The organism is Rhodovulum sp., assembly GCF_011048875.1.
GTDB lineage: Bacteria > Pseudomonadota > Alphaproteobacteria > Rhodobacterales > Rhodobacteraceae > Rhodovulum > Rhodovulum tesquicola.
In genome coordinates this window covers 16314-27718 of sequence record NZ_DSDD01000145.1, presented here as the reverse complement: position 1 = coordinate 27718, position 11405 = coordinate 16314, and the positions used below count along the sequence as shown (strand labels likewise).

Below are 11405 nucleotides of genomic sequence, written 5' to 3'. Positions count from 1 at the left end.
TCGGCCAGCAGCCCCTGCTTGTCGGGGATGTAGTTGTAAAGCGCACCGACCTGCACCCCTACCTCGGCCGCGATCTGGCGCATCGTGACCGAGGCATAGCCGTGGCGCGCGAACAGCCGCTGCGCAGCCTCGCGCAGTCGCGGGCCGGTGATCTGGGAATGGGAGCCGGAGGTGCGGGCCATGGGGGCAGTGTTATCTGAACAGCCGTTCATTTCAATCCCTGCGCGAGTGCGCGGGCGGCGCGGCTTGCCGCGGGGCGGAATGCGGGGATATGGTCGGCCCGCAGCGAGGGGGCGACATGATGACGGGACGCATCGCGGGAACAATGGCGGGGGCGGCGCTGGTCGCGGCGCTGGCGGGCTGTGCGCCACCGCCCGGCCCCGAACCTGAGACCGGCGCCTATCCAAGGCTCGCGCCGGTCGAGCCGATCCTCGCCCGCGCCACCACCCAGCCCGGCGCCACCGGACAGGATACCGAGGCGCTCGAGGCGCGCGCCGCCGCCCTGCGCGCCAGGGCCGCCGCCCTGCGCGCCCGCGACCTCTGAGCCCCGGGCCGCGTTGCAAGACCCGCGCCTTCGCGCTAACACCCCCGCGAACCCTCGGCACCAGCCCAACCGGGAGCACGCCCCATGACCACCCCCTTGCGCCTTGGCATCGCCGGGCTCGGCACCGTCGGCGCCGGTGTCGTCAAGATCGTCCAGACCCGCGCGAACCTGATCGCCCAGCGCGTCGGTCGGCCGGTCACGGTCTCGGCGGTCTCGGCCCGCACCCGCGACCGCGACCGGGGCGTGGACCTGTCCGCCTTCGCCTGGGAGGATGACCCCGTCCTGCTGGCCCGGCGCGAGGATGTAGACATCTTCGTGGAACTGATGGGCGGCTCGAACGGCCCCGCCAAGGCCGCGACCGAGGCGGCGATCGCCGCGGGCAAGGACGTGGTGACCGCCAACAAGGCGATGCTGGCCGTCCATGGACAGGCGCTGGCCGAGGCCGCCGAGGAAGCGGGCCGGGTGATCCGCTTCGAGGCGGCGGTCGCGGGCGGCATCCCCGTGGTCAAGGCCCTGACCGAGGGGCTGGCAGGCAACCGGATCACCCGCGTCATGGGCGTGATGAACGGCACCTGCAACTACATCCTGACCCGGATGGAAGCCGAAGGCCTGTCCTATGAAACCGTCTTCGATGAGGCCCGCGCGCTGGGCTATCTCGAGGCCGATCCGACGCTGGATGTGGGCGGGATCGACGCCGGTCACAAGCTCTCGCTTCTGGCCGCCATCGCCTTCGGTACAAAGGTCGATTTCCCCGCGATGGAGCTGGAGGGGATCGAGCGGATCTCGATCGACGATATCCGCCATGCCGCTGATATGGGCTTCCGGATCAAGCTGCTGGGCGTGGCCCAGATCACCGGCCGCGGGCTGGAACAGCGGATGTCGCCCTGCCTGGTGCCCGCAAACTCGCCGCTGGGCCAGCTTGAGGGGGCGACCAACATGGTCGTGCTGGAAGGCGACGCGGTGGGCCAGATCGTGCTGCGCGGCTCCGGTGCCGGTCAGGGGCCGACGGCCAGCGCGGTGATGGCCGACGTCATCGACATTGGCCGCGGCTTCCGCGTGCCGACCTTCGGCCAGCCCGCCGCGGGCCTGGAACAGGCGCGCGCGGCGCGCGCCTCGGCCGCGGCGCCCTATTACCTGCGGATGGAGCTTGAGGACAAGCCGGGGGCGCTGGCCAAGGTGGCCGCGGTGCTGGGCGAGTCGGGCATCTCGATTGATCGGATGCGCCAGTACCGCCACGCCGACGCCACCGCGCCCGTGCTGATCGTCACCCACAAGACGACGCGCGACGCGCTCGACCACGCGCGGACGGGATTTGTCGGCACCGGGGTCGTCGTGGGCGAGCCCGTGGCGATCCGCATCGAGGAAGTCTGATCCGGCGGCCCGCGCGGCGCGGCCGCGGGCGCACGTCCTCCGTCACCGCCCACATCGCCGCCATCCGCCCGGGCCGGGTTGGCCTTCACCTTTCATTAACCTTAACGCGCGATTGAATCGGGGTCTTGTTCGAGAGGCCCTTTTCATGCCGCCGGTGATTTCCCTGGCCGCGGCCCGGCAGCACCCCGCCGCGACCGCCGAGTTCGCCCCCCAGCCGCATCGCAGCGCCCTTCGCCTGGGCGAGCAATTGCTCGTCGCCGGGGCCGTCACCCCCGAGGCGCTCGAACGCGCGCTGGCCGATCACGCGCGGATGGAGGTGCAGCTGGGCGAACTTCTGATCGCCGAGGGCGACGCCACCGCCGACGCCGTGGCCGAGGCGTTGTGCCGCCAGTTCGGCACGGGTCGCGCCGATTTCGCCGCCTACCCGCCCGATCCGAGGCTGATCGACATCCTCGGCGTGCGGACCTGCCTGAAAAAGGGTCTCCTGCCCTGGCGCCGATTCGCGGGCGCCACGCTGATCGCGACCGCGCACCCCAACCGGTTCGAGCAGCTTGCCCCGACGCTCCCCGCCGATCTGACCCCCGCGATCATGGTCATCTGCCGCGAGGACGAGTTGCAGCAGGCGCTTGCCTCCTGCCGGTCCGAAGTGCTGGCCCACGCCGCCGAAACCCGCGTGCCCGAGCAGGAAAGCTGCCGGGCCTGGCTGCGCGCCGGTCCCCGCACCGCGGTTCTGATCGCCCTGGCCGCGCTTGGCCTGCTGGCGGCGCTGGCCCCGCTGACGGTGCTGGGCGTGCTCACGCTCTGGGCGCTGGGCTGGATGCTGGCTGGCAGCCTTCTCAAGGCGGCCGCGGCGCTTTCCCAGGCGCGCGCCCTGATCCGGGACCGCAGCGCACTACCCCAGGCCGCCCCGATCATCGCACGGCTGCCACGGATCTCGATTCTCGTGCCGCTGTTCCGCGAATCCGCCATCGCGCCGCGCCTGATCGCGCGTCTGTCGCGGCTCGACTATCCGCGCGCGCTTCTGGACATCTGCCTCGTAACCGAGGCGGGCGATGACGACACGCACGCGATGCTCGACGCCACGCCCCTGCCACCCTGGATGCGGCGGGTGACGGTCCCCGAGGGCGCGCTCAAGACCAAGCCGCGCGCGCTGAACTACGCGCTCGATTTCTGCCGCGGCTCGATCGTCGGCATCTATGACGCCGAGGACGCCCCTGCCCCCGACCAGTTGCGCAAGGTGGTCGCGCATTTCCACAGCTGCGGCCCAAATGTCGCGGTTGTCCAGGGGGTCCTGGACTTCTACAACCCGCGCGCCAACTGGCTGGCGCGCTGCTTTTCCATCGAATACGCCGCCTGGTTCCGGGTGGTGCTGCCGGGGCTCGCGCGACTGGGCGTGCCGGTGCCGCTGGGCGGCACGACGCTGTTCTTCCGCCGTCGCGTGCTGGAGGAACTGGGCGGCTGGGACGCGCATAACGTGACCGAGGATGCCGATCTTGGCCTGCGCCTTGCCCGGCACGGCTATCGCACCGAGTTTCTGGACAGCGTCACCGAGGAGGAAGCCAATTGCCGCGCCTGGCCCTGGGTGCGGCAACGCTCGCGCTGGCTCAAGGGCTACGCGATGACCTGGGCCACCCATATGCGCCGCCCCGACCTCTTGCTGCGCCAGTTCGGGCCGCTGGGCTTTTTCGGCATGCAGGTGCTGTTCCTGGGCACGCTGACACAGTTCGCGCTGATGCCGCTGATCTGGTCGTTCTGGCTGTTGCCGCTGGGGATCACGCACCCGCTGGCACAGGCGGTCCCGGCGGGCGGCTTCGCGGTGCTTTTCGCGCTGTTCATCGCGGCGGAGCTGGTCACGCTGGGAGTGGGGGCGATGGGGCTTTCGCGGGCGGGCAAGCGTGGGCTGATCCCCTGGCTGCCGACGCTGCACCTGTATTTCCCGCTGGCGGCCATCGCCTCCTACAAGGCGGTCTGGGAAGTGGCGGCGCGGCCCTTCTTCTGGGACAAGACGCGGCACGGGCTGGACGGAGCCCACCGCGGCCAGACCGCCTCGACCCGCGCCCATGTGCGTGCCGCGATCGCGCGGGCGGGCGCCGTCGATGTCAAGCACGGCGGCGGGCAGGCCGCCGACGCGGTTCAGCCCTGGGCCATCAGGGCCTCGGCGTCGTGGCGCAGGCGCGTCTCGAAGGCCAGCGAGATGTGAGCCTTGAGCGCCGCCGAGGCTGCCTCGCCATCGCCCGCCTCGATCGCGGACACGATGGCGTCATGCTCGGCCAGCGCGTCCGGCCCCCGCCCCTGGATCGCCAGAGAGGTCGTCGCCATCAGCGCCATGGTCCGATGCACTAGGTCAAGCTGCTGCACCAGATAGCGGTTATGCGAGGCCAGGTGGATCTGCTTGTGGAACCGCCGGTTCGCCCGGGCCATGGCCGACAGGTCGCGCATCAACCGGCGATCCTCCTCGACCATGACGCGCAGCACGCGGACCTCTTCGGCCGTGGCATGGCGCGCGGCAAGGCGCGCGGCCAGCCCCTCCAGCTCGGCCCGCACGACGTAAAGCTCGGCCATCTGGTCGTGGCTCAGCGAGGCCACGATCAGGCTGCGCCCGTCCCGGGCGAGCAGGGACTGGGTTTCCAGTCGCTGCAACGCCTCGCGGATCGGGGTGCGCGACACACCAAAGCGTTCGGCCAGTTCGCTTTCGACAAGGCGGTCACCGGGACCGTAGATGCCCACATCGATCGCCTCCAGGATCAGCTCATACGCATCCTTGTGTGCGGGGCGGACGTCCTTCATCTGCGGGGACTCCTGCATACGATGGTCCACAATAATGTATGACCGCATGAGAGTTCAAGGCTTCGTGCTTGTTCCTGTTGCCGCAGTCGGTTAGGCAGGCTCCATGGTGGCCGACGATTTCGCGCATGTCCGGGGCTGGGTCTTCGATCTGGACAACACGCTCTACCCGCCGGGGATGCGCCTGTTCGACCAGATCGAACAGCGGGTGGCCGCTTTCGTGATGGACCTGCTCGGCGTCGACCGGGCCGAGGCTGACCGTTTGCGCAAGCTCTACTGGGCGGAATACGGCACCACTCTGGCGGGGCTGATGGAACGCCACGGAATCGAGCCCGGCCCCTATCTGGTCGCCGTCCACGACATCTCGTTCGACGCGCTGACCCCGGACCCCGACCTGCGCGCCCGCATTGCCGCCCTTCCCGGCAGGCGAATCGTGCACACCAATGCCAGCGCCCCCTATGCCGAACGGGTTCTCGCGGCGCGCGGACTCACGGGCGTGTTCGATGCGGTCTTCGGGGTGGAACATGCCGGTTTCCAGCCGAAACCGCATCGTGCCGCCTTCGAGGCGATCCTGGCCCAGGGCGGCATCCTGCCGGTCGAGGCCGCGATGTTCGAGGATGACGCGCGCAACCTGGCCGAGCCCCACGCCATGGGCATGCGCACGGTCCATGTCGCCCCCATGCCGGAACCGGCCCCCCATATTCACCACCATACCGACGATCTGACGGCCTTTCTCGCCAGGCTCGATCGGGGATAGGTCGGCGTCTTCGATCCGAAGGTCTGTCTCGCCGGGGCGGCCCTTCCGCGGCAGTATCTGCATGCACTCGTATGCAATAACTTGCCTCATCCGCCGAGGCATCCTAGGCTCTGCGGCGGGAAACATTCACGGGGACGAACATGGCAGACGGTCACGAGGAAAAGACCAGCATCTGGACCGAGGCGGGGATCTGGGTCGTTGTTCTGGCGGCCATGGCGCTCTGGGCGCTCGCGATCCTGAAATGGGGGGTTCTGGGGCTTTACATGCCTGCCGTGATCTCGGTGCCGATCATCCTGCTGATCCTTGTCTGGATCAGCCGCGGCTGACCCCGGATCGCCCCTTGGACCGAACGGCCCGGCGGGCTATGTCCGGGGCAGGAGGCATCCCATGACGCGCATTTCCACCGATATTCTCGTGTCCGGCGGCGGGGTCGCCGGGCTTGCTGCCGCGGCGCTGTTCGGCTCGTCCGGGTTCCGGGTGATCTGCGTCGATCCCGCGCTGCCCGTCACCGACGAGGCCGCCGACGGCGCCGACCTGCGCACCACCGCCTTCCTGCAGCCCTCGCTGAAGGTGCTGCGCGAGGCCGGGCTGTGGGATCGCCTTGCCCCGCATGCGACCGAGCTTCAGGTGATGCGCATCGTCGATGCGGGCGGCAAGACCCCCGCCCCCCGCATCACCCGCGATTTCAACGCCACCGATGTCTCGGACCTTCCCTTCGGCTGGAACCTGCCCAACTGGCTCCTGCGCCGCGAGATGGTGACGCGCGTCGCCGAACTGCCGAATGTCACGTTCCGCCCCGGTATCGGCACGAAATCGGTGCTGACCCGCGACACCGAGGCGCTGGTCACCCTGAGCGACGGCACCCGCGTCTCGGCCCGTCTGCTGGTAGCCGCGGACGGGCGCCATTCCCCCGTGCGCGAGGCGGTGGGGATCGGCGCGCGCACCATTCGCTATGGCCAGAAGGCGCTGGCCTTCGCCGTCACCCACCCCCAGCCGCATGGCAATGTCTCGACCGAGATCCACCGCTCGGGCGGACCGTTCACGCTGGTCCCGCTGCCCGACCGTGACGGGCGGCCCTGCTCGGCCATCGTCTGGATGGAGCGCGGCCCCGAGGCGCTACGCCTTTTCGCGATGCAAGAGGTCGAGTTCAACGCCGAGATGACCGCGCGCTCCGGCGCGATCTACGGCCCGCTGATGCTGATCACCCGCCGCACGCTCTGGCCGATCATCAGCCAGATCGCGCATCGCTTTTCCGCCCAACGCACCGCTCTGGTGGCCGAGGCCGCGCATGTCGTCCCGCCCATCGGTGCGCAGGGCCTGAACATGAGCCTTGCCGATCTGCGCGTGCTGCTGGAACTGTGCCGCGGCGCCCCGGCCCATATCGGCGAAGCAGCCATGCTGGAGATGTATCACCGCCGCCGCTATCCCGAGGTCGCCGCTCGCGTCACCGGCATCGACATGCTCAACCGCATCTCGATGCAGGGCGCGCCCGCCATCCGCGACCTGCGCGGTGCGGGGATCGCCGCGCTTTACGGCCTGCCGCCGGTGCGCAAGACCCTGATGCGCGCGGGGCTGGGCGTGCGGTTGGGCTGAGGCTCCCGAACTGCTTGGCGTTGCAACTCGCGCAGATTCCGGTATTCAGCCCGGGATCATTCCGGCGCGCGCCGCGCCGCTCACCGCTGCAACGAGGGACATCCATGCGCGTCTTTTACGACCGTGACTGCGACATCAACCTGATCAAGGACAAGAAGGTGGCGATCCTGGGCTATGGCAGCCAGGGCCATGCCCACGCGCTGAACCTGCGCGACTCGGGTGCGAAGAACGTCGCCGTCGCGCTGCGCGAAGGCTCGCCCTCGGCGAAAAAGGCCGAGGCCGAAGGGCTTCAGGTGATGGGCATTGCCGAGGCCGCCGCCTGGTGCGACCTGATCATGTTCACCATGCCCGACGAGCTTCAGGCCGAGACCTACCGCAAATATGTCCATGACAACCTGAGCGAAGGCGCGGCCATTGCCTTCGCCCACGGCCTGAACGTGCATTTCGGCCTGATCGAGCCGAAACCCGGCGTCGACGTCATCATGATGGCCCCCAAGGGCCCCGGCCACACCGTCCGCGGCGAATATGTCAAGGGCGGCGGCGTGCCCTGCCTCGTCGCGGTGCACAATGACGCCACCGGCCGCGCATTGGAGATCGGCCTGTCCTATTGCTCGGCCATCGGCGGCGGGCGTTCGGGCATCATCGAGACCAGTTTCCGCCAGGAATGCGAAACCGACCTGTTCGGCGAACAGGCGGTGCTGTGCGGCGGTCTGGTCGAACTGATCCGCATGGGCTTCGAAACGCTGGTCGAGGCCGGCTACGAGCCCGAGATGGCCTATTTCGAGTGCCTGCACGAGGTGAAGCTGATCGTGGACCTGATCTACGAAGGCGGCATCGCCAACATGAACTACTCGATCTCGAACACTGCCGAATACGGCGAATATGTCTCGGGCCCGCGCATCCTGCCCTACGAGGAAACCAAGGCGCGTATGAAGGCCGTGCTGACCGACATCCAGACCGGCAAGTTCGTGCGCGACTTCATGCAGGAAAACGCCGTCGGCCAGCCCTTCTTCAAGGCCACCCGCCGCATCAATGACGAGCACCAGATCGAACAGGTCGGCGAGAAACTGCGCGCCATGATGCCCTGGATCGCTGCGGGCAAGATGGTCGACAAGGCCAAGAACTGAGCCGGTCCCTCCGGCACGCGAAAGGGCGCTCCGCGGGGCGCCCTTTTCAGTTCAGGATTTTCGGATCGGCAATCCACCCCTCCAGCGGATCGCAACCCGGCGGCCCGCTGTCCTGGAACCCCTGCTGGAACGCCCAGGCGGCCTGCACCGCACAAAGCGCCGCGTCCAGCATGTCGCCGGCGGGATCATCCGCAAGCCAATCGGGGGCTTCAACGGCAAGGCCGTAGGACTGCGCCCCGATATCCCCCCGAACCGCGTCGAGGATCGCCTTGCGCGCGGCGGCCTGCCCGGTCGTCTGGCGAGTGCGGTTGTCGTTCTTGTAGGAAAGTCGGCCGATCAGGTGGCGGGCGATCACGCCGGGATAGGCTTCGACGCATATGCGACTCCGGTCCCCCTCTGCCAGCCCGGGAACATGCACCCCGGCACGCAAGAGCGCAGGCGCGGCCCTGAAGAACATGCGTCCGACCGGCGTGAAATGCAGCGTCTGAGGGCTTGCCCCACCACAAAGGCGGTCGACCTGACGGAAATGCTGCCTGTCCCCATTCGGTCGCTCGGCCTTGTAGGCTTCCAGTTCCGCAACGAACCCCCGCATGTCCATGCGGGCGACATGCGCGACATAGCCCTTCCAGTCCCCTGGCCAGCCGATTGTCTCGATGAAACGCCTTGCCTGACCGAAGGGGAAATCCAGACCGGCGATCCACGAACCCGGGCGGGAAAGGAACTCATCGAAGGTCGCAAGGGTGGTCAGGGCCTCGAACGCCTCGAACCGAAGGCTGACCCCGTCCAGCCGGAACGCCGCCACCGTGATCGGTTTGCGGCGCCCCGGCGCCGAGGTCATGTCGACGCCGAAGACCCGCATCACCCCGCCGCGCGGCTGACGGCCTCCGCCACGCCGCCTACCACCTCGGCCAGCAGCGCCTCGTCCTCGCATTCGGCCATGACGCGGATCAATGGCTCGGTGCCGGACTTGCGGATCAGAAGCCGCCCGCTCCCGCTCAGCCGGTCCTCGGCCGCGGCGATGGCGGCCTTGACGGGCGCGGCCCCCATCGGGTCGGCCCCCGCGGCATAGCGCACGTTCTGCAACATCTGCGGCACCCGCTCGAACCGCTGCGCCAGCGTGGATGCCCTCTGGCCCGTCTCGACCATCGCCGCCAGGAACTGCAAGCCCGCCAGCAGCCCGTCGCCGGTGGTGCAGTAGTCCGTCATCACGATATGGCCCGACTGCTCTCCGCCCAGGTTCCAGCCGCCGCGGCGCATCGCCTCGACCACATAGCGGTCGCCCACCGCGGTCCGTTCCAGCCGCAGCCCGCGCGCGCCCAGGTGCCGTTCCAGCCCGAGATTCGACATCACCGTGGCGACCAGCGTGCCGTCCCTCAGCCGCCCCTCCTCGGCCCAGCGTTCGGCGAACAGCGCCATGATCTGGTCGCCGTCAGCCACGCGGCCGGTCTCGTCCAGGATCATCACCCGGTCGGCATCGCCATCGAGGCAGATCCCCAGATCCGCGCCATGCGCCACCACCGCCGCCGCCGCCGCGTCAGTATGGGTCGAACCGCATTTGTCATTGATGTTCAGGCCGTTCGGCGACACGCCCAGCGGAATCACCTCGGCCCCCAGTTCCCACAGAACCTCGGGGGCCACCCGGTAGGCCGCGCCATTCGCGCAATCGACCACCACCTTCAGCCCGTCCAGCCGCCGCCCGGCGGGGAAAGTCGTCTTGGCGTATTCCGCATAGCGCCACAGCCCGTCGTCGATCCGCTTGGCCCGGCCGATATTCTCGGGCTGGGACAGTTCGATCACACCGCCCAGGATCGCCTCGATCTCGGCCTCGGCCTCGTCGGACAGCTTGAAGCCTTCGGGGCCGAAGAACTTGATGCCGTTATCCTCGTGCGGGTTGTGGCTGGCCGAGATCATGATGCCCAGATCGGCCCGCATCGACCGCGTCAGGAACCCCACCGCGGGCGTCGGCACCGGCCCCAGCAGCAGCACGTTCATCCCGGTCGAGGTCAGCCCCGCGGTCAGCGCATTTTCCAGCATGTAGCCCGACCGGCGCGTGTCCTTGCCGATCACGACGCGATTCTTGCCGGACCGGTCCTTGCGGAAATACCGCCCCGCCGCCGCGCCCAGACGCAGCGCCATCTCGGCGGTCATGGGATAGCTGTTGGCACGCCCGCGCACGCCGTCGGTGCCGAAAATCGTTCTGGTCATATGCCTTCTTCATATCCCTTCAATGCCCCGTCCAGCAGCAGCGCCTGCCGCGTCTCGGCGACGTCATGGACGCGCACAATCTGCACCCCCTGCGCGATCCCGGCCAGCGCCACGGCCAGCGAGCCCGGCCCGCGCTCATCGGCCCGTTCCGCCCCGCCCAGCGCGCCGATGAACCGCTTGCGCGAGGCCCCCAGCAGGATCGGGCAGCCCAGCCCGTGGAACAGGCCGATGCCGCGGATCAGCGCCAGATTATGCGCCACCGTCTTGCCGAAGCCGATGCCGGGATCGACCATGATCCGCGCGCGGGGAATGCCCGCCGCCTCGGCCGCGGCGATGCGGGCGGCAAGGAAATCGTAGACATCCAGCAACACGTCATCATAGCGCGGATCGTCCTGCATGGTGGCGGGGTCGCCCTGCGCATGCATCAGGCAGACCGGCACCCCGGCCCCGGCCACAACGCCCGCAAGCGCGGGATCAAACCCCAGCGCGGCCACGTCATTCACCATGTCGGCGCCTGCGGCCAGCGCCGCCCGGGCCACCGCGGCCTTGCGCGTGTCGATGGAGACGGGCGTTGCCACCCCCGCCGCGCGCAGCGCCGCGATCACCGGGGCGATGCGCGCGATCTCGTCGGCCTCGGGCACCGCGGCCGATCCGGGCCGGGTCGACTCGCCGCCAATGTCCAGAATGTCGGCCCCGCCCGCCAGCGCCCGCCCCTGCGCCAGCGCGGCCTGCGGGTCGGCAAAGCGGCCGCCATCGGAAAAGCTGTCGGGCGTGACGTTCAGGATGCCCATGATCCGCGGCCGATCAAGGCTCAGCCCGGCCAGCGCGGGGCGCGGGGCGGTCAGCGCGGCGCGTACCTCCTCGGGCAGGTCGGCGGCGGGCAGCAGCCTCGGCGGGGCGTCGCGGCGCAGTTCCTCGGCCAGTGCGAACCATGCCCAGCCGCCCGCCAGCGGCAAGGCGTCGTCCGGCCGCGCGGCATCGGTCTGCACGAGGGGGCGGTAATAACGCATGGCAGTTAAATGCG

At 69.3% G+C, this 11405-nt stretch carries 12 protein-coding genes; 7 read left to right on the top strand and 5 right to left on the bottom strand.

Going from position 1 to position 11405, the window contains the following annotated elements; all coding sequences use genetic code 11:
• Positions 1-182: TetR/AcrR family transcriptional regulator (locus ENN83_RS05130; protein WP_287184825.1), on the bottom strand; the 182-nt coding region annotated here is incomplete at its 3' end.
• Between the two features lie 119 nt (positions 183-301).
• Here ENN83_RS05130 and ENN83_RS05125 point away from each other — a divergent pair.
• The 3 genes from ENN83_RS05125 (at position 302) to ENN83_RS05115 (ending at position 4115) form a co-directional block, all read left to right on the top strand.
• Positions 302-544 (top strand): hypothetical protein, encoded by a 243-nt coding sequence (locus tag ENN83_RS05125; protein WP_287184823.1) that lies wholly within the window; start codon positions 302-304, stop codon positions 542-544.
• 84 nt (positions 545-628) lie between these two features.
• Positions 629-1915 (top strand): homoserine dehydrogenase, encoded by a 1287-nt coding sequence (locus tag ENN83_RS05120; RefSeq protein WP_287184821.1) that lies wholly within the window; start codon positions 629-631, stop codon positions 1913-1915.
• A gap of 145 nt (positions 1916-2060) precedes the next feature.
• Positions 2061-4115 (top strand): glycosyltransferase family 2 protein, encoded by a 2055-nt coding sequence (locus ENN83_RS05115; protein ID WP_287184818.1) that lies wholly within the window; start codon positions 2061-2063, stop codon positions 4113-4115.
• Here ENN83_RS05115 and ENN83_RS05110 read toward each other — a convergent pair.
• On the bottom strand, positions 4049-4702 hold the full coding sequence (locus ENN83_RS05110; RefSeq protein WP_287184815.1) for a GntR family transcriptional regulator: 654 nt from the start codon (positions 4700-4702) through the stop codon (positions 4049-4051). The genes ENN83_RS05115 and ENN83_RS05110 overlap by 67 nt on opposite strands.
• Positions 4703-4805: 103 nt before the next feature.
• Between ENN83_RS05110 and ENN83_RS05105 the strand changes: the two genes are divergently transcribed.
• The 4 genes from ENN83_RS05105 to ilvC all read left to right on the top strand — a co-directional run bounded on the left by ENN83_RS05105 (position 4806) and on the right by ilvC (position 8176).
• Positions 4806-5456, top strand: a complete 651-nt coding sequence (locus ENN83_RS05105) for a pyrimidine 5'-nucleotidase (RefSeq protein WP_287184812.1) — start codon at positions 4806-4808, stop codon at positions 5454-5456.
• Between the two features lie 140 nt (positions 5457-5596).
• Entirely contained in the window at positions 5597-5782 is a 186-nt protein-coding gene (locus tag ENN83_RS05100) for a hypothetical protein (RefSeq protein WP_253089934.1), read from the top strand.
• 61 nt (positions 5783-5843) lie between these two features.
• Positions 5844-7049 (top strand): UbiH/UbiF family hydroxylase, encoded by a 1206-nt coding sequence (locus ENN83_RS05095; RefSeq protein WP_287184808.1) that lies wholly within the window; start codon positions 5844-5846, stop codon positions 7047-7049.
• Positions 7050-7153: 104 nt separating this feature from the next.
• A complete protein-coding gene (ilvC, locus tag ENN83_RS05090; RefSeq protein ID WP_287184805.1) occupies positions 7154-8176 on the top strand; it encodes a ketol-acid reductoisomerase in 1023 nt (340 codons plus the stop codon).
• A gap of 46 nt (positions 8177-8222) precedes the next feature.
• Here the strand turns inward: ilvC and ENN83_RS05085 are convergent, their stop codons facing one another.
• From ENN83_RS05085 to folP, 3 genes are read right to left on the bottom strand one after another with little or no spacing between them, the layout of a single operon-like run.
• Positions 8223-9035, bottom strand: coding sequence for a DUF429 domain-containing protein (locus ENN83_RS05085; RefSeq protein WP_287184802.1), 813 nt, complete (start codon positions 9033-9035; stop codon positions 8223-8225).
• On the bottom strand, positions 9035-10381 hold the full coding sequence (gene glmM, locus ENN83_RS05080) for a phosphoglucosamine mutase (RefSeq protein ID WP_287184800.1): 1347 nt from the start codon (positions 10379-10381) through the stop codon (positions 9035-9037). Before glmM ends, ENN83_RS05085 begins: the two co-directional genes overlap by 1 nt.
• On the bottom strand, positions 10378-11391 hold the full coding sequence (folP, locus tag ENN83_RS05075; protein WP_287184798.1) for a dihydropteroate synthase: 1014 nt from the start codon (positions 11389-11391) through the stop codon (positions 10378-10380). The genes glmM and folP overlap by 4 nt, the downstream gene beginning before the upstream one ends.
• Positions 11392-11405 lie beyond the last annotated feature (14 nt).